19 protein-coding genes are annotated in these 25,774 nt (G+C 35.7%); 18 read left to right on the top strand and 1 reads right to left on the bottom strand.

Annotated elements, in window-relative coordinates; translation table 11 throughout:
* The first annotated feature begins 263 nt into the window (after nt 1-263).
* The 18 genes from N0B16_RS05600 (at nt 264) to N0B16_RS05515 (ending at nt 24,503) form a co-directional block, all read left to right on the top strand.
* Nucleotides 264-1,805, top strand: a complete 1,542-nt coding sequence (locus N0B16_RS05600; protein WP_262989744.1) for a T9SS type A sorting domain-containing protein — start codon at nt 264-266, stop codon at nt 1,803-1,805.
* 7 nt (nt 1,806-1,812) lie between these two features.
* Entirely contained in the window at nt 1,813-5,229 is a 3,417-nt protein-coding gene (locus N0B16_RS05595) for a hypothetical protein (RefSeq protein ID WP_262989743.1), read from the top strand.
* A 7-nt stretch (nt 5,230-5,236) separates the two neighbouring features.
* Nucleotides 5,237-8,758: a DUF6443 domain-containing protein gene (locus N0B16_RS05590; protein ID WP_262989742.1), complete on the top strand. Its 3,522-nt coding sequence runs from the start codon at nt 5,237-5,239 to the stop codon at nt 8,756-8,758.
* Nucleotides 8,759-8,760: 2 nt separating this feature from the next.
* Nucleotides 8,761-9,123 carry a hypothetical protein gene (locus N0B16_RS05585; protein WP_262989741.1) on the top strand — a complete coding sequence of 121 codons (363 nt, stop codon included), beginning with the start codon at nt 8,761-8,763 and terminating at the stop codon, nt 9,121-9,123.
* 607 nt (nt 9,124-9,730) lie between these two features.
* A complete protein-coding gene (locus N0B16_RS05580) occupies nt 9,731-10,519 on the top strand; it encodes a hypothetical protein (protein WP_262989740.1) in 789 nt (262 codons plus the stop codon).
* A 108-nt stretch (nt 10,520-10,627) separates the two neighbouring features.
* On the top strand, nt 10,628-10,906 hold the full coding sequence (locus N0B16_RS05575) for a helix-turn-helix transcriptional regulator (RefSeq protein WP_262989739.1): 279 nt from the start codon (nt 10,628-10,630) through the stop codon (nt 10,904-10,906).
* 502 nt (nt 10,907-11,408) lie between these two features.
* Nucleotides 11,409-12,338: a hypothetical protein gene (locus tag N0B16_RS05570; protein ID WP_262989738.1), complete on the top strand. Its 930-nt coding sequence runs from the start codon at nt 11,409-11,411 to the stop codon at nt 12,336-12,338.
* A gap of 1,052 nt (nt 12,339-13,390) precedes the next feature.
* Entirely contained in the window at nt 13,391-13,855 is a 465-nt protein-coding gene (locus N0B16_RS05565; RefSeq protein ID WP_262989737.1) for a hypothetical protein, read from the top strand.
* A 504-nt stretch (nt 13,856-14,359) separates the two neighbouring features.
* Nucleotides 14,360-14,908, top strand: coding sequence for a type 1 glutamine amidotransferase domain-containing protein (locus tag N0B16_RS05560; RefSeq protein ID WP_262989736.1), 549 nt, complete (start codon nt 14,360-14,362; stop codon nt 14,906-14,908).
* A gap of 268 nt (nt 14,909-15,176) precedes the next feature.
* On the top strand, nt 15,177-16,982 hold the full coding sequence (gene typA, locus N0B16_RS05555) for a translational GTPase TypA (RefSeq protein WP_262989735.1): 1,806 nt from the start codon (nt 15,177-15,179) through the stop codon (nt 16,980-16,982).
* 91 nt (nt 16,983-17,073) lie between these two features.
* Entirely contained in the window at nt 17,074-17,259 is a 186-nt protein-coding gene (locus N0B16_RS05550) for a hypothetical protein (protein ID WP_262989734.1), read from the top strand.
* The gene (locus N0B16_RS05545) at nt 17,247-17,543 is read left to right on the top strand and encodes a type II toxin-antitoxin system RelE/ParE family toxin (RefSeq protein ID WP_262989733.1); all 297 of its coding nucleotides are present in this window, start codon (nt 17,247-17,249) and stop codon (nt 17,541-17,543) included. The genes N0B16_RS05550 and N0B16_RS05545 overlap by 13 nt, the downstream gene beginning before the upstream one ends.
* A gap of 308 nt (nt 17,544-17,851) precedes the next feature.
* Nucleotides 17,852-19,456 (top strand): glycoside hydrolase family 10-like protein, encoded by a 1,605-nt coding sequence (locus N0B16_RS05540; RefSeq protein WP_262989732.1) that lies wholly within the window; start codon nt 17,852-17,854, stop codon nt 19,454-19,456.
* Between the two features lie 213 nt (nt 19,457-19,669).
* On the top strand, nt 19,670-20,221 hold the full coding sequence (locus N0B16_RS05535) for a ferritin (RefSeq protein WP_262989731.1): 552 nt from the start codon (nt 19,670-19,672) through the stop codon (nt 20,219-20,221).
* A gap of 188 nt (nt 20,222-20,409) precedes the next feature.
* A complete protein-coding gene (ychF, locus tag N0B16_RS05530; RefSeq protein WP_262989730.1) occupies nt 20,410-21,501 on the top strand; it encodes a redox-regulated ATPase YchF in 1,092 nt (363 codons plus the stop codon).
* A gap of 86 nt (nt 21,502-21,587) precedes the next feature.
* Nucleotides 21,588-22,670 carry a hypothetical protein gene (locus N0B16_RS05525; RefSeq protein WP_262989729.1) on the top strand — a complete coding sequence of 361 codons (1,083 nt, stop codon included), beginning with the start codon at nt 21,588-21,590 and terminating at the stop codon, nt 22,668-22,670.
* Between the two features lie 42 nt (nt 22,671-22,712).
* Nucleotides 22,713-23,651 (top strand): helix-turn-helix domain-containing protein, encoded by a 939-nt coding sequence (locus N0B16_RS05520; RefSeq protein WP_262989728.1) that lies wholly within the window; start codon nt 22,713-22,715, stop codon nt 23,649-23,651.
* Nucleotides 23,652-23,738: 87 nt separating this feature from the next.
* Nucleotides 23,739-24,503, top strand: a complete 765-nt coding sequence (locus tag N0B16_RS05515; protein ID WP_262989727.1) for an SDR family NAD(P)-dependent oxidoreductase — start codon at nt 23,739-23,741, stop codon at nt 24,501-24,503.
* Between the two features lie 72 nt (nt 24,504-24,575).
* Here the strand turns inward: N0B16_RS05515 and N0B16_RS05510 are convergent, their stop codons facing one another.
* Nucleotides 24,576-25,724 carry a methionine aminotransferase gene (locus N0B16_RS05510; RefSeq protein WP_262989726.1) on the bottom strand — a complete coding sequence of 383 codons (1,149 nt, stop codon included), beginning with the start codon at nt 25,722-25,724 and terminating at the stop codon, nt 24,576-24,578.
* Nucleotides 25,725-25,774 lie beyond the last annotated feature (50 nt).

Genomic DNA, 25,774 nt, shown 5'->3' with positions numbered 1-25,774 from the left:
AAATTATCATTATTTGAAAACAGGTAAATCTCAATATGTTAGAAAGTGCTGGATTGATTGGTAATAGTGCATATTGACATGCTGTTGCTAATATGGGAAGATTAAGTTATCACTTTTTATAATAATATTTATTACGTCGAGTTCTGTCGCATTACCATATTAGCTTTGTAAAGTTATATGATACATTATATTAAATCTCATTAATGATATTATAATATACGTTAAAAAAGTTAAATTAGCAAACAATAAATTAATAACCTAACATGAAAAAACACTTTCTCAGTGCACTGCTTCTGTGCAGCGCTGCCTTCGTTTCTGCACAAGAAGTGCTTTGGCAGAAAGATATTTCTTCCTCCACGCAGGATTTTCTCTCGCAGGTGACCACCACCATCGATCAGCAATATTTAATTACCGGCAGCTCCATTCAATCCAAAAAACTTTCCTCAGAAAGCAAACAAAATACAGGTTATGATTTCCATGTCGTAAAGCTTAACCAACAGGGTGAAGAAGTCTGGGAAAAATATTTCTCGGGCCAGAACCATGATTTTCTTTCAGCAACGGTAGCGACGCAGGAAGGCGGTTTTCTTTTGGCGGGAACCTCGTTTTCCGGGAAATCATTGGATAAAAAAGAAGACTCCAAAGGAGGATCGGATGCATGGCTGATCAGGCTGAATGAATTCGGGGACGAACTGTGGCAGAAAACTTTGGGAAGCGTTTCCGATGAAGAAGCCAAAGCGGTAATTCAGACCACGGATTTAGGATTTATGGTAGCGGGAAATGTTCTGAACTCCTCAAAAGGCTACGGTTCGAAAGATGTGTGGATTACAAAACTCGATAAAAACGGGAAAGAAACCTCCCAACTGATCATAGGCGGAAAAGGGATGGACGAGGTAGAGAAAATGATTCCCACCAGAGACGGCGGCGCTTTACTCGGCATTTATTCAAGAAGTAATGTCGGAGGTTCTAAGAAAACCGAAAACTTCGGGGAAGGCGATTACTGGATCATCAAGCTCAGTAAAGACGGCAAAGTGGAATGGGAAAAGAACTATGGCGGAAAAGGCGATGACCATTTGAGGACACTGGCTTTAACGACAACCGGTTATGTCATTGGCGGAGAATCCAGATCAGAAAGATCAGGCAATAAAACCGTGGGAATCGAAGAAGGGACGGATGTGTGGCTGATTGCATTAAACGAGAGAGGAGAAGAATTATGGCAGAAATCCTACAGCTTTAAAAACCGGGATGTCTTGATGGGAATGAACGTAGTAAAAACCGGAGATGAAAAAAGCTCAAAAGGTATATTGTTAGGCGGCTACACGCAGGCGGAAGGAAGAATGGAAGCGGATGATGAAACGTTCTGGATGCTGTACCTGGATGAGAACGGCAATGAGCAGTGGCGCAAGCATGTGAAGGGAGAGAAAAGGCAGAAGGAGGAGCGGCTATCGGATCTGAAACTCAACCGGGACGGCTCGATTATTCTGGCCGGAACCAGCGCCGAGGAACTGGGAAAGGAAAACTGGAAGATCGTCAAGCTGGGTGATGAACAGCTGAACCAATTAATCGAAAAGCAGGACATCAGGATCTATCCAAACCCTGTATCTGATTACTGTTATGTAGAGATCGGGTTTGACTTCAAGGAAGCGGATATTATCGTCTACGATATGGGTGGAAGACAGCTGCAGAGTTTAAAAACCAAGAATAAAGTGACGAAGATCAATACCCAGAACCTGATTCAGGGCGCTTATCTTATCACTATAAAAACCGATTCCAACAAGACCGCAAATGCGAAAATCATTAAAAAATAAAACTCAGATGAAGAATAACATATTATTTATTTTATTGCTAATAGCAGCATCTATTACAAAGGCACAATCCTCATCGGGAGATGTTGAAAAAAGCTACGTAGGAAATATCAATGAAATGTTTCCCGCAGCTCCGACTTCAAATAATTTGATGAAGTTTGAAGAAGTACCGGTAAGTTATTACACAGGAATTCCCGATATAAGTTTACCGCTGGTTAATATTTCCACCACCAATAAAAATGTTACTGTTAGCGTACAGCTTAAATATCATCCCCTGAATGCCAAACCGGATGATAAATCCGGAGAAACAGGATTGGGTTGGAGCTTAATAGCGGGGGGAACTATTTCAAGAACGGTCAGAGGTGGGGGACCCGACGAGAAAAGCAGACTCATTGGATTCTCAAACCCTCCTAAAGTTAAATATGGAATTTACAATAAAGCATCAAATCCTACTTACAAAATCATAAACAATGATTACTCTTTTAACTATAATGATTATACTTTTGATACCGGAATTGGGAAGTTCGATACTGAATATGATCTTTATCAATATAACTTCATGGGCCAATCCGGTCGATTTTATGTTGTGAAAAATGCGGACGGTACGTATACAGTTGAAAAGTTAGATAAAAACAATTTGAAAATATCATGTGCTGAAGACAGTACGACCGGGGCAATAAAATCATTTACCATCATCGATGATAAAGGAATCCAATATTTATTTGATGCCATGGAAAAATCTCAAAAAAGCATCGCCAATATAAAAATAGGGATGACAACCGGTACGGGTAATATAATTCCAGACACGGAAATTGCAGATTATTTTACATCATTTCATTTAGTAAAAATCAATGATCAGAATAATACCAATTTGGTGGAATTTAAATATGATCTTTCATCATGGGTGAAGTTTTATGATGTACCAACCACTACTACAAGACTGGCAGGAAATGTCAATTACACCAATTATACAGGAGCTACAGGGCAATTACAGAGTCCGGACGGAAGTATACCTGGAGCTATTGAAGTACAGAATATATACAATATATCGTTAACCCGTTTACTGACCAGTATTGAGGTGAAAGGAAAAGGAACAGTATATCTAAATTATGAACAGGGAAGACAGGATTCAAATTATAATGAATCTGTCAATTTATACAAGTTAAAGTCTGTTCAGACCAATTATATCGGTCAGACGCCATCGTCATATACGGATAAATATATCATGGATTATGATTATTCGAATGTGAATTATGAAAACACTAATGGTACTACACAACTGCTAAAGAAGCTATTGCTGAAAAAAATTACAAAAATAGCTCCAAACAGTCAAAATTCTGAATATCTTTTAGACTATAATATCAATGCATCTGTATTGAAAAAAGATGATTGGGGATATTATACATCGACATCAGGATTGAGTTTAGACAATGCAATTACTACAGATGTTATCAAATCAATAACGTATCCTACAAAAGGCAAGTCTGTTTTTACCTTTGATGAAAATGAATACAGTTATCATCCTACGGAAAGCGTTGCTATGACACCGGTAACGGGATATACCATGAACAATGACTATGAGGCATATATTAATTTCTCTCAATTTCATCCCACAGATAAACAAGAATTTTTTAATATTCAGTCAGCCCAATCAGTAAACCTTCAGATGTTATTGGGAAATTTAATATACTTTAACTGGAAACTCAGAATATTCAAGAAAAACGCAGATAATACATTTTCTCCTGCTGTATATGAATTTCAATATTCAGCACAAACGTGTAATAAAGTGCAGCCGCCTGCATGTATGGTTAATAATCCAAATCCTGACGGTTCTATAATATCAGAATTTAATACAAGCGTTTATTTACAACCTGGAATCTATTATGCCTCGTTAAGCGGTGACTATGGTCCATCAAATCCTGCCCCGACTAATGATACGTTTGTAGCACGCACGACAGAAACTACATACGTAGACGTTAAGATTTCTAAAGGAGGAGGTCTAAGAATCAAAGATTTAGTATATCTAGAAAATCCATCTTCAACTATCTTTTCAAAAAAATACACCTACGACTATTCTAATCTTGATGATCCTTTAAGAACAAGTGGAGCTCTGGTATTTCCGAAGCCGATTTTTAAGCTTTCTGAAAGCTATGCGTATAGAAATAAGCTTAATAATGCCACCATGATGTACAGTGCAGATTTTGACATCACTACTGATTACAATATTCTCCCTGTACAAAAAACACAAGGCGCAGATGTAGGATATAAATATGTTACTGTCAAGCAAATTGATAATGATAATCATGAAAAAGGCAGAACAGAATATACATTTAGATCACCGATCGATTATCCAAATGAAGCCCTAATTTTAATTCAGCTTCCACCTCTTCCTATTCCTAATCAGGATTATTTAAGAGGTCAGCTTGTATCTGAAAAAAAATACGATTCAGATAATCAGCTTTTATCAGAAACTACAACAGATTATGTAAGTTCAGAATACGAAAAAGTTGACGGAGTAAAACTAAAGGATTTATATTCAAATAATATGGTTGCTGAACTTTTTTCCTTCGGCAGTTGTCAGTCCTTAATTAGCCAAGTTGGTGGCAGCTGTGCGTTGACAACGCCTTATAAAAATTTTGAAAAATTTGGTGTTACATTACCTGCACAAAAAATAGAAAAATCTTATTTCTATAAAAATGGTATACAAAGTTCGGTCATAATCACTACGAATAATCTATATAATACCAGAGATTATCCGATGTCAATAACCCAGCTTTTTCCGGACGGAAATTCAAGTGTCACAAACTACAAATATGCACACGAAAAGTCAAATACGAGATTAATTAATGCCAATATGATTGGGATTCCACTTGAAACAGAAGTTAAAAAGAATAGCCAAACACTTTCTAAAGTTGAAACACTTTATAATAACGTCAGCGATCTATTTCCAAGTTCGGTATTATCTTTTGATCTTCAGAATAGCACTCCGTCTACAGAAATCACGTATGATTTATATGACAGTAAGGGGAATTTACAGCAGTATACCACAAAAGACGGCATTCCTGTTTCAATTGTCTGGGGTTATAATTCTACCCAACCTATTGCAAAGATTGTTGGAGTAGAATATTCTCAGATCAATAGTTTATTAACAGCCATTATTACTGCATCAGATGTTGACGCTTCTATTCCTGCCAATGAACCTGATTTATTAACTGCTTTAGACACATTCAGAAAGAATTCTGCTCTGTCAAATTACCAGATTACCACTTATACCTATGATCCCCTGATCGGGGTTACAAGCATTACCCCTCCATCAGGAATCCGTGAAGTATATCTGTATGATCCAGCCAACCGATTAAAAGAGATCCGCGAGAATGATGCTTCCGGAAAACTGCTGAAAGAATTCAAGTATAATTACAAAAACTAACACGACCATGAAAAAAATATTCATCCCCATCAGTACGCTTTTAGTCGCAGGTCTTGTGCATGCGCAGCTAACCCCGACGGAAAATTATGTCTATTCTAAAACGTATTTATCCGATCCTTCACTTCTCAATCCCAAAACTTTGGAAACTGTTCAGTATTTTGACGGCTTAGGAAGACCGAAACAGTTGGTGAACGTCAAAGCTTCACCCCTGGGAAAAGATGTGGTGACGCACATTGAATATGACGGCTTCGGAAGACAGGTCAAAGATTATCTTCCCATTCCTCAGTCTTCTACACTGAATGGAGCCATTGTTTCTTCCCCCTTGGGAAATGCTTCTTCTGTATATGGATCTGAAAAGATCTATGCTGACAAGCTTCTGGAAAACTCTCCTTTAGACAGGGTCCTGGAGCAGAAACAGGTGGGCAACGACTGGAACAACAAGCCTGTAAAGTTTGAGTATGCTGCAAATAGTGAGGGAGAAGTTAAAAAATACGTAACTACCACAACGTGGGTAAATGGCGCGACTTCTTCGGTGTTGAGCATGGCTTCGGACAGCAATTCCGAGAACGGAAACTATAAAGCTTCCCGGTTGTATAAAACCACGGTCACCGATGAAGACGGCAATAAGACTATTGAGTTCAAAAACGGACAGGGACAGGTCATTCTGGTGAGAAAAGCACTTTCTGCCACAGACAATGCAGACACCTATTATGTGTATAATGAATATAACCAACTGGCGTTTGTAATACCACCTTTAGCCTCCGTATCGGCTTCTATCGATGGGGCGTTACTCAATAACCTTTGTTACCAGTACCGATATGATGGCAGAAACCGACTGGTTGAAAAGAAGCTTCCTGGCAAAAGTTGGGAATATATGGTGTATGATAAGCAAGATCGTGTAGTGGCTACAAGAGATGCCAATCTTGAATCTAAAGGTCAATGGCTGTTTACCAAGTATGATCAATTTGGCCGCGTTGCTTTTACGGGAATAAGTACAGGAGGAGGAAGATCAGCAGAACAAGTGGACGTGGAAACCTTTGGAAGCAACAACGTTCCCAGAATCTCGTCAACTTCATTTACGTTAGATGGAATGGATGTTCACTATCGGGGCTTTCTGGCCTATCCTGCAGAAACAAAATATGTAAAGCTGCTTAGCGTCAACTATTACGATACTTATGCTCCTTATAATTTTAATCCTGCTTTTCCTACAACAGTGTTCAATATCCCCGTTATAACCGATAATATTACAGGAACCAGTATTAATACCAAAGGTCTTCCTGTAATGAACTTTATAAAAAATATTGAAGATGATAACTGGACTAAGAACTATATTTGGTACGACCGTAAAGGAAGAGCAATTGCGACTCATTCAATCAATCATTTAGGAGGCTATACCAAAACAGAATCTTTGCTTGATTTTTCAGGAACTCCACAGCAGGTCATTACTAAGCATAAAAGACTTAGCTCGGATACCGAAAAAATGATCAGCGAAAATTTTGAATATGATGCGCAGAACAGGCTGCTTGTTCACAAACATAAGGTAGACAATAATGCGGAAGAGATTTTGGTTCAGAATGAATACAACGAGCTGTCGCAGCTGAAAACCAAGAAAGTAGGCGGAACCGTTTTGGGAAGCGGTCTTCAGTTGGTAGATTATACATATAATATTCGCGGATGGATGACGAAAATTAATGACCCTACTAATTTAGGAAACGATCTGTTTGGATACAAGATCAATTATAATCAGGTAGAAGGTCTCTCGATTCCCAATTCTGATTTTCCTGATCTTGAGGTAAAACCTAAATATAATGGTAATATTTCAGAAATAACCTGGAAAACATCAGTTGAAGAAAACGATCCCTTAAAACGTTATGGATATGCTTATGACCCACTTAACAGGCTTTCCGGAGGATTTTATCAGAAAGAAGGAAGCGAAGCTGCCAAAGAATATTTTGAAAAGCTGGATTATGACCTGAATGGCAATATTTCAAGACTAAGAAGATCAGAAAGCGTTTTACCGGGAGGTACAACAGCAATGTTGATTGATAACCTGAGATACGATTATTTGGGAAACAGGCTGATAAAAGTAACTGAAGAACAGATTGGTAACAGCAAAGGATATCCGTATTTTGCAGTTCCGACTGAGATGTTGTATGATGATAATGGAAATATGACACGTCATAAAGATAAAGGCTTAGAAACCATATTGTATAATTATTTAAACCTACCTGACAGATTAGCGGGACCTTCGGGAAAGAATCAAAAAATTTACAATTATCTGTACCGTGCAGACGGGACAAAGGTTTCAAAAGGCTATAGCCGCGGAGCAGAAAACTGGACAACGGAGTACCTTGATGGATTCCAGTATAGTTTTTATACCGGACCTACACCTCCGGTTTCGATTTCGGATTTGAAATTTGTTCCTACGTCAGAGGGATATTATGATTTTGAAAATAATTCATATATTTACAATTATACTGATCATTTAGGGAATGTGAGACTGAGTTATGCGGATACCAATAAGGATGGAATTATCCAGCCGAGACAGTATAACGTACAGGAATGTGACGGACCTCTAGACCCGATGAATCCGCCAAACTGTACAGATCACTGGAAACCCGGAGAGATTGTAGCTGTGAATAATTATTATCCTTTTGGTTTATTACATAATTATACAGCCACCACTCAGAATCCGTATCAATATAAGTACAACGGCAAAGAGTTGCAGGAGACAGGAATGTATGATTATGGCGCAAGATTCTATATGCCGGATATTGGAAGATGGGGTGTTGTGGATCCACTAGCGGAGAAAATGAGAAGGTGGTCACCTTATAACTATGTAATGAATAACCCGATTAGATTTATTGATCCTGACGGTAGAGCTGTAATGGATCCAGGAGATAAATTTAAAAATCTACGGGCGGCAGCTTCTGACTTCGGAAAACAATATAATGGATTATCTATTAATTATAATGTTGAACTTCGTACAATGTTCTATCAGGCAACAGATAAAAGCGGAGAAACTTATTATAGCTATTCTGTACCTGAAACAGGCTCACAAGGTATGACAAGTAATGTAAGCCCAAGCGAAGTTGCAGATGTTTCAAAGTTAGGTGAAATCGTAGCTGATGGACATTTGCATGCGGGAGATGTTGATGTTATAAAAATTGACGGAAGGGATTACAGTTCAGCAAATAAATTTTCAGATCGAGATATTGATACTTATGAAAATGATTTAGTTGATGGAAGTGGTAAAAAGGAAGATAATGGTTTTGGTAAACCAGTTATAGGTTATGTTGGAACTGGAGATGGTGGAATGAGAGAGTTTATTCCAGGTGTTAGTGATAATTCAAATTCTGGGAAAAAAGATGCAGGTGGTGTACCTATAAAAAAGTATGACATTCCATTTGACACAAGTTTACCTTCAGATCCTGCCTCTGGAAGTTTGAGATTAAATAAAATACCACCTACCAATATGCCCAATGTATTACCTAAAGGATTTGATCCTGAGCAACCTAAAAGATATTGATAATGACAAGAAAAATATTAATAATTCTGTTTTTTTTACCGTTATGTTTATTAGCACAACAGGTCAAAAAAGAGAAATGTAAAGATAAGAATAGAAGTATCAATCAGCTTCCTTGTAAAATTACTGAACGTTACGGTATAGATATGATGCCTGATGAAAAAGCAATAATTAAGTATGTTGATCTTCTCATTAAAAAAGATTTATTAGATCCTGAAAAGGTTAAACCTTATCAGATTAGTTTAATAGCAGATAATAAAGTTTGGCATATTGTTTTGAAAAGCTATAATTGTCGAAATTGTAATATCTATATTAATGTCAACAAAAATACAGGTGAAGTATTAAATTACTATAAATCTGAAGATTAAAGCTATAACAAAATCCTTGCAAATGCCAGGATTTTGTTTCTTATAAAGAACAGGAAAAGATTTACTGGATATTTTTCTTACAATTGATGAAAAGGTATTAATGCAGTGAAAAAGCCAAAAAGAATATTCATAATGATATTTTAAAATGGCTTTTAGATAAAGGATTAACAGGTTTTGAAGCATACAAAATAATATTAGAACTACCGGTTGTTTACGGTGTAAAAGCTGAGAATGCAAATGTTCCGAACTGGTGCTTTTTGATTTCGGAAAAAATGCATAATTACGACTGTATTGGCTGTAAATGTTACCTTGGACAGTAAATTAATTGATGGATTTTTTTTGTTACCTGTAAAGGAATTTGCTCAAACAAATTTCCTGGATTATTTTTGAAGGCTCTGAAATATACCAGCGCTCCAGAATTAAAGATCATGAAATTGAGGAAAACATCAATCTTCTCATGAATCAATTTAAAATACTTAAACAAAATTGCGGTTGCTACCGTCCCTTTTCTGATAAATATAAGTATACAGATTGATTTCTGAAATAATTTAAAGCGACATCCTTTGTCGCATTCGTTATTTAATTTAGCTTCACAATAATAAAAAAAATGGAAGTAGAAAATTATAAGGAAAAGATAGACGCGTTAGAAAAAGATCTATTCGTTAGTACGGTTTTATCCTATGAATCTCAGCTGGCAAATCACTTTGAAGGATGTATGGATATTTTTTTTGAAGGTTTGAATAAAATATTTGTTAAAAAAGAGCCCACTGATGAAGAAAAAGCTATAGACTTTTCACAGGCTATGCAGAAAGAGGTAGAAGAATGCTATGCTGTCACCGATCATTTAAAAGAGATTTTCAAAAACTTTCACTATGCTATTGATGAGGTAAATGAAAAGATTTATTTCAGGAGCAGTTGTATTTTAAAAATCTTTTCAAACTACCTTGTGCATGAAAATAGGTTAGACTTTGATAAAGACGATGAACTTTTTGATTTTCTATATTATTTTTATTATTCAGATGAGACAGAATATAAGGAAGTATCAAAGGATATTCTTGTAAAATTTTTACTCAATCTGTTTCATTATATCATATATCGGGATTTTTTAAAACTGACGCGTTTTTTTAATCGTGACTTTTTAATTGCTCCTAATGATAACCATATCCCGATGAGGATTGCGTTACTGGATTCTCTGAACCTTATCAATGATCTTAATAATAATGTCCCCAACAAAGAAGATGTTTACAGAATTGTTCACGCCATTGTAGGTGGAAACGAGGATAACGTAAAAAAATATTGCCTATCATTAATCGGGAAGAACAGCCTGTCTCAAAAGCAAATTACTCGAAAACATAAAGAGTTTGCACAAAAATATATTCATGAAAAGAAATTATAAATAAATTAAAACAGACCCCAACTGTACCCCGAGCGTACCCCTAAATAGTAAAATAGAGTAAACATATTTTAAACCTTTGTATTGTGAAACAAATAAAATCACAATACAATGGAAACTATCAATTTTATCGGCGTAGAACCCGAGAACCTCATCAATGAAATCGTAAGCAAAGTAAAAGACTCGCTGCTTATAGATTTAGCAAAAACCTTTAGAGAAAACGAACCGAAACGTTATCTTTCTGCAGACGACATATGCGAGCGTTTCGGTGTGTCAAAACCTACCATTCACGAATGGCGCAGACGGGGAATCTTAAAATCATACAAGCTCGGTTCCCGCGTTTATTACAGGCTGGATGAAATAGAAAATGCAATGATTGTTAACGATTAAATTTTCTGTTATGCCAATTTTCAACAATCACCAACACATCATTATTTATCAATTAGATGAGGTTAAAAAAACCTTTCGACAGTATAAGAAACTAACTGAAGGAAAGAATTTTCTGTCCGAACTGATCCGAATCGAAAAGAATAACGGTTATAACTCCTTTACCGGACTGAGTAACCTGTTAAGAATACGCAATACCACCAATTGGTCAAAATGTACCGTTTTAGGGCTTCGAGCTACTGGAATTACCAATTTTTATTACACTAATTTACTCATGAAATTAGGTAATGCTTTATGTATTGTCTGTTATGAATTAAACGAAAAGGAAATGGAGATTAGGATTTTCCCCCGATTTTATCAGTGCCCTAAACGTGATCTGCATATACGGATAAATGAGATAATCACCAATTACCGGAAATGATGAAAAAGGAATGCAGAACCATATTTCTCAAGGCGTTCAACCTTACAAACAGCAAAATATTTTCTCTTTACAAGGATAAGAATTATGGTAACAGACTTTGTAAAAATTAACTATACGGATAGAAATTATGAACTTCCCACCGATAAAACCGATTTTGCGATTTCCGTGAATAATGAAACGGGAGAAACCGACGATAAAAAAACGGGAGAATATTTTGGGATGCAGATCATAAAATATCCGTCAGAACGGATTATTGTAAAAGGGAGTGTTCACAAGTTTTTTAACCGTACCGATTTTAACGGAAATGATTTTGATATGAAAAACCTTTCCTCTGCACTGCAAGACATTGAAACAGAGATGGGCTTAAAACCGGAGCATTGCCGACTCGAAAATATTGAAATAGGAGTAAATATTCAACTGCCATTCGATCCGAATAAAATATTACAAAATTTACTGTTCCATCGATCGGTAGAATTTAATAAGACCATTTCCGGCTCTTTTTATTACCAGTCTGCCAAAACAGAATATATTATTAAAATTTATAACAAAACGGCGCAGTATGAAAAGAAATTAAAGAAAATAGCTCAGAGTGTGAACATGCAAAATGAGAGTAAGCGGGAGGAAATAAATTATTTGAAATCAACCATAGAGCAGCTACTAAAGCCCAATACATTGCGATTTGAAATAAAATTCTTAAAAATGAATGTACCCAATGACTTAGGAATTATTTATCTCTCAGATGTTGTAAAACCTGAAATGGTTGAACCTCTTAAAAATCTTTTATTAAGGGAGTTTCAGGAAGTGTATTTCTACGATCACACAACGGATGAAAGTAAAATGAAAATCCCTGAAATCGAAAAGCTCAAAGATTACCGGAATCCTAATTACTGGGTGAACCTCAATAAAAAAGATAAATATTATCATAAAAACAGATTTGAGAAAATGACATTAAAATACTCTCAGAATTTGAAGCAGAAAATAGCAGAAATAATGAGCAAAAAAATAGAAAGTTAACCGCAAAAAGCTTAGACTTTTTTACCGATAATTTCTGTGAAAATAGAAAACAGAAGTTTGGACTTTTTTACCATTCAGATATAGGGTAAAAAAGTCTAGAACTATCCTCTAAAGTAATGATAAAATGAAAAGGAAGAATTTACATAAAAACATGCTTCAAAAACAGAGTCAAAAACGGGTAGTTAAATGATGATTTCTTGGAACATGAAATGAATAGTTTATATCAAAATTTTGGAAAAGATATAGAGACGTTTTCAAATCCTCAATTTTCAGATTTTGAAATTGAAAGTTTTGATTTAGAATTTGATTTTAATTTTGAAATTACTGCGATCTTTCATATGTACTTGATTTTAAATTAATGGATATATCGGAGTTTAAGGAAAGACTTGTTTGAGAAGCCTAATTTTGATTTTTGAACTGTCGTATTATAATTTGTTTATCAATGAATAAAACTTATTACAAAGGAAATAAACACATTTTGACAAATGTTGTTTTCGGACATATTTTAAAAACGGTTTAATGCATTATAAATAAAGGGATTATAGCAAAAATAGTTTGAAATACATGGAAAGTTCCTTAATAATTTAGGTTATTAATTTGAGTTGAAAATAGAATGAAAATTTTATAGCGTTCAATAAATTTAACAAATCAATGCATAGGCAAGAACAAAGGCAAGTAGAGCAGATGCAGAATACTAACAATAAATTAAATCAACATTATGGGAAGATGGAGCAACAGTCCCGGTGAGGTAGAGAGTTTGAAAAGCATAACTATTTCTGATTTAAAAAAACTGGGTTACTTAAAACCTAATGCAAGGGTCAATCAAAATATTTACTGGATTAATCAAAACGATGAAAGGACAGGTTCGATCAATGTTATTATAGATACCACCGAAACAGAAGGCGTTATAATCTTTGATTATACTTTCGGGGAATCTCAGAAAATAAATTACACAGTCCGGTTGATTACCCGGTCTTCCAACTTAGGAAATGGTTTACTATGGTTTTTTGTTTGTCCCAGCACAATGAAGGTTTGCCGGAAATTACATTTAAATGATTGCTATTTTCTGCATAGAACAGCTTTTAATGATGTTTACTATGAAAAACAATTACAGTCTAAGAAATGGAGGAGATGGGAAAAAACATTTGGTTCTTAATAAATCAAATGAGGATTTTACTATTAATTATGAAATAACACTTTTTCCTCTGGATAATCTCCAAATTGGACAGTATTTTAGTTTTTATGATTTTCCCTTTCATGTAAATGAGGTAAAATATTATTTAGATGGTAAAGAATTTAAAAAAATTGATAATCATTTTACAGAAATTGTTTTTAAAGGTAATTATATCAATTTTTCATTTAACAGCAGCAACAAGAAGGATTTTGGCTACCTTACACCTGCTGAAGAAATGTCAGTAAGCTTAGTTAAATATAAGAATGAACTTTACTCTATCAATACGAAAAAATATAAAAAGCATCCTTTTAAAGATTTACATTCCATACTAAAGGAAAATTAGTAACATAAAGAAAGAGACATTTGACATTGGTAATGTATAAAATGTTTGGTGTTCTTCATTAAAGAGAATTAATAATAAAAAATCAATAAAAATTAATGTAAAAAAAGAGCAGCTATCTGCTTGCTCTTTTAATTTTAACAAAGCCACAATAGAAAACGGAATACTTCGATAACTTCCAGTATGAGAACAACGTCCTTCAGTTTTTGGCGAATGAAGAAGGCTATTATGATTTCGCACAAAACCGTTATATTTACAATTACAAAGATCATTTAGGAAATGAAGCAAGCTAATTAGCAATAGCACAAGCGTAAAAATTATTGAAGTGAATGATGATTATCCTTTTGGATTAAACTAGATAATTACAATTCTTACAGGAACTCTTTATATAACTATAAGTCGATATAACCGAATTGTTATTTTAACAAACTTTATCATTTCCCCACTCACTCACGGCATCATATTTTCTTATTTCATCCTATAATAACACCAAAAAAAAATAATAATATGTCAAAGAAAATTGCCATTTTAGCCACCAATGGATTTGAAGAAAGCGAATTACAATCTCCGAAAGAACATTTAGAACAGCAGGGTTGGACGGCCCACATCATCAGTCCGGAATCCGGAACGATTAAAGCATGGGCAGAAAAAGACTGGGGAAAAGAATATGACGTTGACAGAACCCTGGATGAAGCTTCTGCTTCTGAGTACGATGCATTGGTTTTGCCGGGAGGCGTTATCAATCCGGATCAGCTGAGAACCAATGAAAAAGCATTAAGTTTTGTGAAAGATTTTTTTCAGCAGCATAAACCGGTTGCAGCCATCTGTCACGGCCCGCAAATCCTGATCAGTGCTGAAGCGGTGCAGGGAAGGAAAATGACTTCTGTGAATTCTATCAGCATCGATCTAAAAAATGCGGGAGCGCAGTGGGAAGACAGTGAAGTCGTTGTTGATAAAGGTCTTGTAACAAGCCGTACTCCAAAAGATCTACCGGCTTTTAATGCCAAAATGGTTGAAGAAATCAATGAAGGTAAACATCAGGAGCAAACGCTTTAATAACGTGTTTGAAATATAAAAAGACCTGGACATCATCCAGGTCTTTTTTTTAAAGTCAATTATTTTAAAGATTATTGCAATATCTAAATCGACTCATTTATATTTCAGATTGAGTTTATATTCTTAAAAACCCGCCTTCTTATAGGGCTTACATCCAGTAATGAGTTGTATATTTCGCCAATTTACTCATTATGAATTTGTTAATTATAAAACTTCATGATGGTTAATTCATTAAAAATCATTAATTTTGCACCCGTAAAAATCATTCATGCAAAACATTAGAAATATTGCGATCATCGCACACGTTGACCACGGTAAAACGACTTTAGTTGATAAAATCATTCACGCTACCAACATTTTTAGAGAAAATCAGGAAAGCGGAGAATTAATTATGGATAACAACGATCTTGAAAGAGAGAGAGGGATTACCATTTTGTCTAAAAATATTTCTGTTACATATAAAGACGTAAAAATCAATGTGATCGACACTCCTGGTCACGCCGATTTCGGTGGGGAAGTAGAGAGGGTTCTTAAAATGGCAGATGGTGTAGTTTTGTTAGTAGATGCTTTCGAAGGACCTATGCCACAAACAAGATTCGTACTTCAGAAAGCGCTGGAATTAGGATTAAGACCTTTGGTGGTGATCAATAAAGTTGATAAGCCAAACTGTCGTCCGGAAGAAGTTCACGATCAGGTATTCGATTTGTTCTTTAATCTTGAAGCGAGTGAAGAACAGCTGGATTTCCCTACATTCTACGGTTCATCTAAACAAGGTTGGTTCAATACTTCTTTAGAGCAGACCGATAATATTTTCCCACTATTAGACGGGATTATACAATATGTTCCGGAACCTAAAGTGGAAGAAGGTAACCTTCAGATGCAGATTGTTTCTCTTGATTTTTCTTCTTTCCTAGGAAGAATTGCCATCGGAAAAGTAATCAGAGGGGAGATTAAAGAATCCATGTGGATCGGTCTTGCTCAGGCAGACGGTAAAATTTTAAAAGGAAAAGTAAAAGAACTATACGTTTTTGAAGGTTTAGGAAAGAAAAAAGTAACCGAAGTGAAAGCAGGAGACATCTGTGCTGTAGTAGGTTTTGATGCGTTCCAGATCGGTGATTCGTTCGTAGATCTTGAAAACCCTGAACCATTGCCAAGAACAGCAATTGACGAGCCTACATTAAACATGACGTTCTCGATCAACAATTCACCTTTCTTCGGAAAAGATGGTAAATATGTAACTTCCAATCACCTGAAAGAAAGATTAACGAAAGAATTAGAGAAAAACTTAGCATTACGCGTAGAGCAGACTGATGATGCAAATACATTCTTAGTTTTCGGTAGAGGGATTCTTCACTTATCGGTTCTAATTGAGACCATGAGAAGAGAAGGATACGAAATGACGATTGGTCAGCCACAGGTAATCCTGAGAGAAATCGACGGTGAAAAATGTGAGCCTTACGAATCTCTGGTGGTAGACGTTCCTGAAGAATATGCTTCAAGAGTAATCGATTTAGCGACTCAAAGAAAAGGTGACCTTCACATCATGGAAACCAAAGGCGAAATGCAACACATGGAATTCGAAATTCCTTCAAGAGGTTTGATCGGATTGCGTTCTCAGATGTTGACAGCGACAGCCGGTGAAGCGATTATGGCACATCGTTTTACAGAATATAAGCCTTTCAAAGGAGCCATCCCTGGAAGAAGCAACGGTGTTTTGATCAGCAAAACACAAGGTCCGGCTACAGAATATTCTATTGCAAAATTACAGGACAGAGGGAAGTTTTATGTTGATCCGGGCGAGGAAATTTATGCAGGAATGGTAATCGGTGAGCAAAACAAACCGGGTGATTTGGTCGTAAATATCGTTGAAGCAAAACAGTTGAACAACATGCGTGCTTCAGGAAAAGATAAAGATACCGGTGTTGCGCCAAAAATCTTATTCTCTTTGGAAGAATGTATGGAATATATTCAGGCTGATGAGGCTATTGAAGTAACACCAAACTTCATCCGTATGAGAAAGAAAATCCTTTCTGAAGAAGAAAGAAAAAGAATGGAAAGAGGGGCGAAAGCATAATCTCATATTCTTACATATATTTAAAGCCTCGATTGTTCGGGGCTTTTTTATATTTAATTTACTAATTTAGCTTAAAGAAAATATAAAGGTTATGACAATTACTAAAGAAAAACTCCATAAACAAATTGATGAATTTCCAGATGAAATCAGTATTGATGAGGTAATTGAAAGATTAATAATGATAGAAAAACTGGAAATTAGAAAAAAAGAATCTAAAGATAATGATACCATTTCTGAAGAAGAGCTTAAAAATGAAATGGAAAAATGGTTCAAATAAAATGGCTGGAATCAGCAAAGACTGATTTAAAAGAAATATACGATTTCATCAGTTTGGACTCCAAAAAATATGCAAGATTTCAGATTGAAAAAATTCAAAATAAAACGGAAATTTTGAAGAATGGAAATATTGTAGGTAAAAAAGTTTCTGAAATTGATGATGAGAAAATAAGGGAAATCTTTGAAGGAAATTACAGAATAATATACCGCGTAGTATCAGTAAACGAAATTCATATCCTTTTAATACACCACGGTGCAAAAAAATTATTGCATACAATAAAGTAATTCTAATAAATTGAATCATGAGCAGATTCAAAAAAGTTAATTTAAATTCTAAACGTCATTAATATATCAATAGGAGAGGACTTTAGTCCGCTTTCAGTATTCAAATCAAATTTGGCTTTAGCCAAAATAAAAATACTACAAAATTTCATTACGCACTTCGCTGAGTGAAATGCTTTCCGAACTTAAAAGCAGTTAGTAGTTAAAACCTTTGTTACTTTGCGTTAAAATATTTTTTAAACATGTACTCATAAATAATTCATTTTATTATTGTAATTTTTCAAAAATAATTAAATGTAGTTCTGTAAACTATGAAAGTGACTAAGTTAAAATTAATATTCTTATTAGGGATTGTTGCGTCTTGCAGCAGCACAAAATCTGTAACAAACAGTACAAAGCCCGAAAAAAATCAAAATACATTCAAATCTGTTAAAGCCAAGGGAAAAGATTCTGTTACCGTTACAACCATTGCAACACCTGTAACTGACGAAAACTTTAAAGTTGAGCTTCCCGTAGTTAACCGGGAATTCCGCGGCGCATGGATTGCAAGTGTTGCCAATATCAACTGGCCTTCCAGAAATAATCTTTCCGTAGAACAGCAAAAAGCAGAAGCCATCAATATGCTGAATATGCTGCAGGAAAACAACTTCAATGCAGTAATTTTTCAGGCACGTCCTTCTGCAGATGCTTTATACACGAGCGAACTGGAACCATGGTCCTATTTTTTAACCGGAAAGACAGGAGAACCTCCTTATCCGAATTACGATCCGTTGAAGTTTTGGATCGAAGAATCCCACAAACGCGGGATGGAGCTGCATGTTTGGTTGAATCCATATCGGGCACATCATTCAAACGGTGGCGCAGTTAATGATCTGTCGATGGTCAATAAGCTTTCCGACCTGGTCGTTCGTCTCAAAAACGGGATGTACTGGTTTGATCCTGCAAATCCGAAAACACAGGGGCATGTTTCCAATGTGGTGAAAGATCTGGTTAAACGTTATGATCTCGATGCCATTCATTTTGATGATTATTTTTATCCGTACGCAACCTATAACAAAGGCGCAGATTTCCCGGATACTGCAAGTTGGAACAGTTACTTAAACAATGGCGGAACTTTATCCAGAGCCGATTGGCGAAGAGATAATGTGAATAAATTTGTAGAAAGAATGTACAAAGAAATTCATGCGGAAAAAAGCTACGTACGTTTGGGAATCAGCCCGTTCGGAATCTGGAAACCGGGATATCCGGAAGGCATTGTAGGCTCTTCTCAATATGATGAATTGTATGCAGATGCAAAATTATGGCTCAACAACGGCTGGGTAGATTATTTTTCGCCACAATTATACTGGCCGATTGATTCGAAAGGACAAAGCTTTGAAAAATTATTAAACTGGTGGAAATCTGAAAACACCATGAACCGCCATTTGTGGCCCGGTTTGAATACGGTTGAAGTGAAATCTCCTGATCGTCCTGAAGAAATTAAAAATCAGATCGAACTTTCCAGAGAAATTTTAGGAAGAAATGCAGGAGAAATCCATTGGAGTATTGCCGGATTGACGAAAAATTCAGATATGCTTCCTACCTTGAAAAACGGTCCTTATAAAGAGAAAGCATTGGTCCCGAAAAGTTCTTGGATCAAAACGCAGCCTTTAGAAAAACCGACTTTGTTTACCAACGATAACGGAAGCTTTATACAAACCAGCTGGAGCTCAAAGAAAATCGGTGATGTTTTTCAATGGGTGCTTTTTACCCAATACAACGGAGTCTGGGAAACTGAAATCCTTACACGGGAAAACCTGTCCAGAGACATCCCCAAATCTAAAAACGGAAAAACCCTCACCGCGATTGCTATAAAATCGGTCGACCGTCTCGGGAATGAAAGCGATTATATGGCAAAACCAGTAAATAATCTATAAGCAAACATTTGATATTATTAATCAAAATATACATCCAAAATGTAAAGTCAGTTCTTGATCGGAACTGGCTTTTTTATTTTAGACTAACTATAAATTAAGTGCTTAAATAAATGAAAAACAATACGTTATATTATGTAATTTAATATAATTAAGAAATGGAGTTTCTCGGAATCATTTTTGCATCATCCCTGTCATCACAATAAATTTATAATTATGAATACCAACAGACTTTCACCCAGGCTGGAACAGGCACTAAGTGACCAGATGAATACAGAAGATTTACAATCACGCGTTTATTTCTCTTACGGAATTTGGGCTGCTGATAAAGGCTATGGTGGAATTTCGAATTTTCTTTTTCGTCACGCTCAGGAAGAAAGAGACCATGCTGTGAAATTTATGCAGTATGTGCTTAACCGCGGAGGAAAACCCAAAGTTACCGCGCTTCCTTCACCCGGAGATGAGCCAAGAAGTCTTACAGAATGTTTTGATCTTGTTTTCAAACATGAAGTAGATAATACGACCGCCATATATAATTTGGTTAATATCGCATTTGAAGAAAAAGATTGGGCTTCATGGAATTTTCTGCAGTGGTTTGTAAAAGAACAGATAGAGGAAGAGACATTTGCAATGAACCTGATTGACAAATTAAAAATTGCAGGAGGCGACAGAGCAAGTGACGAATCTCTTTTCACGCTTGATAAAACACTGGAAACGCAGCCCGATGATGCCGATTTGGCTCAGGATGCTACAGGAGCGAATCCCTAAAACGCACTAACAATAAAAATAAAGTCTGCCAATCTCCGGCAGACTTTTTTATTATGAAACTCACCCTAAAATCACTATCTTTGCACACCTCTAATTTATAGGCGTACAGTCAAAAGACGATTGCCAAAATTAGATAAATTATGAAACCGAAAGGTTGCATCACTTAATAATTAAATAAAAATTTCGTTATGAAATGTGGAATCGTAGGCTTACCGAATGTAGGTAAATCAACACTTTTTAACTGTTTAAGCAATGCCAAAGCTCAGTCAGCAAATTATCCGTTCTGTACCATCGAGCCCAATTTAGGGACCGTTTCCGTACCGGATCAGCGATTGTTTGAGCTGGAAAAGCTGGTAAATCCGGAGCGTGTTTTACCTGCTGTTGTGGAAATTGTAGATATTGCAGGCCTTGTGAAAGGAGCAAGCAAAGGTGAAGGCCTTGGAAACCAGTTTCTGGCCAATATCAGAGAGTGTGAAGCGATTATTCATGTTTTGAGATGTTTTGAAAACGGAAATATTATTCACGTGGAAGGAACAGTTGATCCGATGCGTGATAAAGAAATTATCGATATCGAGCTCCAGTTAAAAGATCTGGAAACAGTAGGAAAAGCAGTAGAGAAAGCAAAAAAGTTTATCAAATCCGGCAAGAAAGAGGATATTTTGACCTACGAAACATTGCATAAACTTGAGAAGTTTATTGAGGACGGAAAAAATGCAAGAGAATTTCCGATGGATGATTTTGCGAAATCAATCATCAGTGATGTTCAGCTTTTGACCAATAAACCGGTTCTTTACGTTTGTAACGTAGATGAAAATTCTATAAAAAACGGAAATGAATGGATTGCCAGAATTGAAGAAATGGCGAAAAAAGAAAATGCTGAGGTTGTGGTTTTAGCCGCTCAGATCGAAGCAGATATCAACGAACTGGAAACTTTTGAAGAAAGAGAGATTTTTCTTGAAGAATTAGGCTTAACTGAACCCGGAGTAAACCGTCTGATCAGAAAAGCATATGATTTGCTGAAACTTCAAACCTACTTTACAGCTGGAGTAAAAGAAGTGAGAGCCTGGACGATTGGACAAGGATGGACCGCTCCTCAAGCAGCCGGAGTGATTCACACTGATTTTGAAAAAGGGTTTATCCGTGCGGAAGTAATCAAATACAACGATTATGTGAACTACGGAACAGAAGCCAAAGTAAAGGAAGCCGGAAAGCTTTCGGTAGAAGGTAAAGAATACATCGTGCAGGATGGTGATATTATGCACTTCAGATTTAATGTTTAAAAATATTAAAAGTTAGTTATATAGTATTTTTAAAACGCTTCCATGCATTTGGGGGCGTTTTTGTTTATATTTATAAAAAATTTTCAATGACATATTCTGCGTTTTTAATGTTTATCTTATTTTTGGGGTCCTGCTCAAAAACTCAGGAAGAAAATTGTTTTATAGAAAAGGATAATACCATTTACAAAGAAGAAAAACCATTTACAGCTCAGCAGATTCTTACAAATAAACCAGAATATCTTGAGGTAATAAGTTTGAAAAACTTTAGACCTTTCAAGCAGGATAGTACCGAAAATGAAAATAATTTTCAGGATGAAAAATTAGCTGAAATTAAATGGCGACGGGAAAAAGAAGAATATAAAAATTTTAGAGAGAAATTTTATAATCAGTTTTCATGCTCTAATAAACAGCGTATCGGAAATACTGAGTATTGTTTAGGGAAAAATAATCTGGGCTTTTGGTTGTTGAAAATTGACAATCATAAAGCGGACGCCTATTTTTTAGGGTTAAGTTTTAGCCATTATTATCTTAATAAAATCCAGACCAAGCCCATTATCAATAATGGTTTTTTAGAACTTGAAGGAAGCTTGGTAAAGATCATACAGGTTGGAGGTCTTCCGGGTTACGAAGATTACTCAGCTATTGAAGATGGAAAATTATTTAAAATCAAATTAGACGATTTAATCAAAGATTCTGACAATGATGGCTATAACGATATCTTTGAAAACAGTTTTGGCTTGAATACTGATAATAAAGATACAGACGGTGACGGAACTGATGATTTTAATGATATGAATCCTCTGTTTACATCTGAAAAAAATAAATTCAGTGAATTATATCTGCAGCTATTGCCTACCTATGCAACGGACTCTGATTTTAAAAAAAAGCATTATTATTTTGAAGTTTTTAAAAGTGATTGCGCTTATTTTCATGAAATAAATCCTAACGAATACAGAGTTTTATTTTCTCAGGAAAATCAAAATAAGCAGACGGACTATTTGAAAGTTACTGATGTATTTAGATTCGGAATCTCTAAAATCAAGAAAAATAAAAACAATCCTAAACAATTTTTCATTACCGAATGGGGAAGCAGTTCTGTAACTGATTATTCTGCTGAATATAAAAACGATAAATGGGTTTTAACAATGGTAGGAGGATCTGTTATTTAAGTTTGTCATAATTTGCTATATTTGATTTATACAAATTTCATCATGGAAAAGATAGCCCACACTTCTTTGGAAGAATTTTACGGCGAGATGGCAGAAAGACTGGGGAAAGATCTGGAAAGCATTTTTCCGAAAGGACTTCATAAAGATATTGGCCATTTCAATGTTTTTGATATTGCGCAAACACTTGCAACGATGAAGAAAACTTCTGAAATGCCCTACAACAGGAGAAAATATTACAAGATAAGTTTGATCAGAGGAAAAAACAGGGCAGAATATGCAGATAAGGTAATCTCAATCAAAAAAAATGCACTGTTGTTTGCAACCCCGAAAGTTCCATATCATTACATACCGGAAGATGCAGATCAATCCGGAAGTTTTTGTGTTTTTACCGATGATTTTTTCAATAAAAACCAATCTCAGAATATTTTAGAAGATCTACCTCTCTTTCAACCGGGCGCAGTTCCCGTTTTTGAAATTGAAGATGATTTGGCAGATGAAATTGAAAAAGTGTTTTCAAAAATAAAAAAAGAAATCGCTTCTGATTATATCTTTAAATATGATCTTATCAGAAATTATGTCTTTGAGCTGATTCATTACGGGCAAAAATTGCAGCCTGCTGCCAAAACCTCAACATCTCAAAACGCTTCATTACGCGTGGTTTCTTTATTTATAGAATTGCTGGAAAGACAATTTCCTATTGAATCGCCGGATCAGAGAATTCAGTTAAAAGTGGCCAAAGATTATGCGGAAAGACTGGCAATTCATGTGAATTATCTTAATAAAAACCTAAAGGAAAATACCGGAAAAACAACGACCGAATGTATTGCAGACCGGATTGTTCAGGAAGCTAAAATACTTTTAAAGCAAACCAAATGGAATGTTTCTGAAATATCCTACGCATTGGGATTTGAGGAAATTGCCCACTTTTCCAATTTTTTTAAACGGAAAACTTCTTTTACCCCCTTAGAATTCCGTTCATGATTTGAAATGTGCAAATTTCAGATTGTTTGAAGCAAATATAAAAAACGTAAAATAACAGAACTTTGTCTCAATAAAAAATCTAAAAAAATGGATCACAAAACAAAAGTTGCACTTATTACAGGCGGAAGCCGCGGATTGGGAAGAAACTCAGCATTAAAAATTGCCGGAAAAGGCCTTGATGTCATCATTACCTATCACAGCAATAAAGAGGAAGCTGAGAATGTAGTAAATGAAATAAAAGCGATGGGAAGAAAAGCCCTTGCTTTACAATTAGATACAAGAGATGTAAAAAGCTTTGACCGTTTTGTTAAAAATGTCTCGGATCATTTACAAGAAAATACAGGAAGTCCAAACATTGATTATCTGATCAATAATGCAGGAACTGCGCTCTATTCTCCTATTACAGAAACTACCGAAGATCAGGTGGATGAAATGTTTAATATTCATTTTAAAGGAGTTTTCTTTTTGACCCAGAAATTTTTGCCTTTCATGAATAACGGGGGCGGAATTATCAATATCTCTTCAGGATTAGCCAGATTTGCGCTACCCGGATCTTCTGTTTACGGTTCTATGAAAGCGGGTGTTGAAATGCTGACGAAATATATGGCGAAAGAACTGGGATCAAGAAAAATTAAGGTGAATGTGGTGGCTCCGGGAGCGATAGAAACCGATTTTGGCGGCGGCAGAACAAGGGATGATGAAAACATCAATGCGATGATTGCCGGTAATACGGCTTTGGGAAGAGCCGGTTTGCCGGATGATATTGGTGGAGTAGTCGCTTTTCTGTGTACTGAAGATGCAGGATGGATCAATGCACAGAGAATTGAAGCATCGGGCGGAATGTTTTTTTAGTCATTAACCGATATTTAAATACTTTAGCAGATGGAGCCGCTTTTTTATGCTCAATCTGCTAAATATTTAACATTATACTTTTGATAAAAGATCAATAGCCTTTTTTAAGGTTTCTGTTTTCTTGGCAAAGCATAACCGGATAACGTGATCATTATTTTTATTTTTATAAAAAGAGGAGAAAGGAACCGTTGCCACTTTATGTTTAATCGTCAGTTCTGTAGCAAAATCGATATCATTCTGATCAGAAATCTGATTATATTTCACGGCCTGAAAATATGTTCCTTCACAATCCAGAAGTTCAAAAGAAGTGGAGGCTAAACCATTTCTCAGGAAATCTCTTTTTTCCTGAAAAAACTGATTCAGTTTTTTGTAATGGTCATCGTTTTTCATGTATTCTGCCAATGCGAGCTGAATAGGAGTGTTGACACAGAAAACATTAAACTGGTGTACTTTCCGAAATTCTTCTGTTAAAGCTTTTGGAGCTGCGCAATACCCGATTTTCCAGCCCGTAACGTGAAAAAGCTTCCCGAATGAAGCGACTAAGAGGCTTCTCTCTTTCAGTTCCGGATATTTGCAGATACTGAGATGCTGTTTTCCGTCAAAAATGATATTTTCATACACTTCGTCGCTCAGAATGAGGATAGAAGTATCTTTTACAATAGAAATAAGCTCCTGAATATCATTTTCTTTTAAAATCTTGCCGGAAGGATTGTTGGGATTATTCAGGATAATCATTTTTGTTTTTTCTGAAACCAGCTTCTTTACTTCATTCCAATCGATTTCGTAATCGGGAGCTTTCATTTCGAAACGTTTTACAATTCCTCCAAAAAGCTCTACAGTAGGTTCGTAGCAGTCATATGCAGGCTCAAAAATAATCACTTCATCATCTTTTTTGATAAAGGTGGCAATGGTCGTGAAAATAGCCTGTGTTCCGCCGGAAGTAATGGTGATTTCAGAATCCGGATGATAAATTGTATGATGGCTGTTTTCTATTTTTCTGGCGATTTCTTCTTTTAGCCCCATCATTCCACCTAAAGGTGCATATTGATTAAATCCTTTTTTGATAAAATGATCTGCAAAATTGAGCAGCTCAGAATCTGCCATAAAATCCGGAAATCCCTGGGATAAATTGATCGCTTCATGCTCATTGGCCAGTTGCGTCATTTGGCTGAAAATGGTAGTTCCTATATTTGAAAGTTTTGAAAAAGGCAGCTGTATCATATAATAGAAAAATTATAAACTCTAATGTACAGCATTTTTTTTGGATGAGT

The organism is Chryseobacterium gilvum, assembly GCF_025628965.1.
Taxonomy (GTDB): domain Bacteria; phylum Bacteroidota; class Bacteroidia; order Flavobacteriales; family Weeksellaceae; genus Chryseobacterium; species Chryseobacterium gilvum.
Note: the sequence above shows the minus strand (reverse complement) of the source record. Positions and strands in the feature narration are given on the sequence as shown.

Bases quoted from the DNA above. Each gene is read 5' to 3' on its own strand.
- N0B16_RS05600 (WP_262989744.1), top strand. From the start codon at position 264: ATGAAAAAACACTTTCTCAGTGCACTGCTTCTGTGCAGCGCTGCCTTC.
- N0B16_RS05595 (WP_262989743.1), top strand. From the start codon at position 1,813: ATGAAGAATAACATATTATTTATTTTATTGCTAATAGCAGCATCTATT.
- N0B16_RS05590 (WP_262989742.1), top strand. From the start codon at position 5,237: ATGAAAAAAATATTCATCCCCATCAGTACGCTTTTAGTCGCAGGTCTT.
- N0B16_RS05585 (WP_262989741.1), top strand. From the start codon at position 8,761: ATGACAAGAAAAATATTAATAATTCTGTTTTTTTTACCGTTATGTTTA.
- N0B16_RS05580 (WP_262989740.1), top strand. From the start codon at position 9,731: ATGGAAGTAGAAAATTATAAGGAAAAGATAGACGCGTTAGAAAAAGAT.
- N0B16_RS05575 (WP_262989739.1), top strand. From the start codon at position 10,628: ATGGAAACTATCAATTTTATCGGCGTAGAACCCGAGAACCTCATCAAT.
- N0B16_RS05570 (WP_262989738.1), top strand. From the start codon at position 11,409: ATGGTAACAGACTTTGTAAAAATTAACTATACGGATAGAAATTATGAA.
- N0B16_RS05565 (WP_262989737.1), top strand. From the start codon at position 13,391: ATGATTGCTATTTTCTGCATAGAACAGCTTTTAATGATGTTTACTATG.
- N0B16_RS05560 (WP_262989736.1), top strand. From the start codon at position 14,360: ATGTCAAAGAAAATTGCCATTTTAGCCACCAATGGATTTGAAGAAAGC.
- typA (WP_262989735.1), top strand. From the start codon at position 15,177: ATGCAAAACATTAGAAATATTGCGATCATCGCACACGTTGACCACGGT.
- N0B16_RS05550 (WP_262989734.1), top strand. From the start codon at position 17,074: ATGACAATTACTAAAGAAAAACTCCATAAACAAATTGATGAATTTCCA.
- N0B16_RS05545 (WP_262989733.1), top strand. From the start codon at position 17,247: ATGGTTCAAATAAAATGGCTGGAATCAGCAAAGACTGATTTAAAAGAA.
- N0B16_RS05540 (WP_262989732.1), top strand. From the start codon at position 17,852: ATGAAAGTGACTAAGTTAAAATTAATATTCTTATTAGGGATTGTTGCG.
- N0B16_RS05535 (WP_262989731.1), top strand. From the start codon at position 19,670: ATGAATACCAACAGACTTTCACCCAGGCTGGAACAGGCACTAAGTGAC.
- ychF (WP_262989730.1), top strand. From the start codon at position 20,410: ATGAAATGTGGAATCGTAGGCTTACCGAATGTAGGTAAATCAACACTT.
- N0B16_RS05525 (WP_262989729.1), top strand. From the start codon at position 21,588: ATGACATATTCTGCGTTTTTAATGTTTATCTTATTTTTGGGGTCCTGC.
- N0B16_RS05520 (WP_262989728.1), top strand. From the start codon at position 22,713: ATGGAAAAGATAGCCCACACTTCTTTGGAAGAATTTTACGGCGAGATG.
- N0B16_RS05515 (WP_262989727.1), top strand. From the start codon at position 23,739: ATGGATCACAAAACAAAAGTTGCACTTATTACAGGCGGAAGCCGCGGA.
- N0B16_RS05510 (WP_262989726.1), bottom strand. From the start codon at position 25,724: ATGATACAGCTGCCTTTTTCAAAACTTTCAAATATAGGAACTACCATT.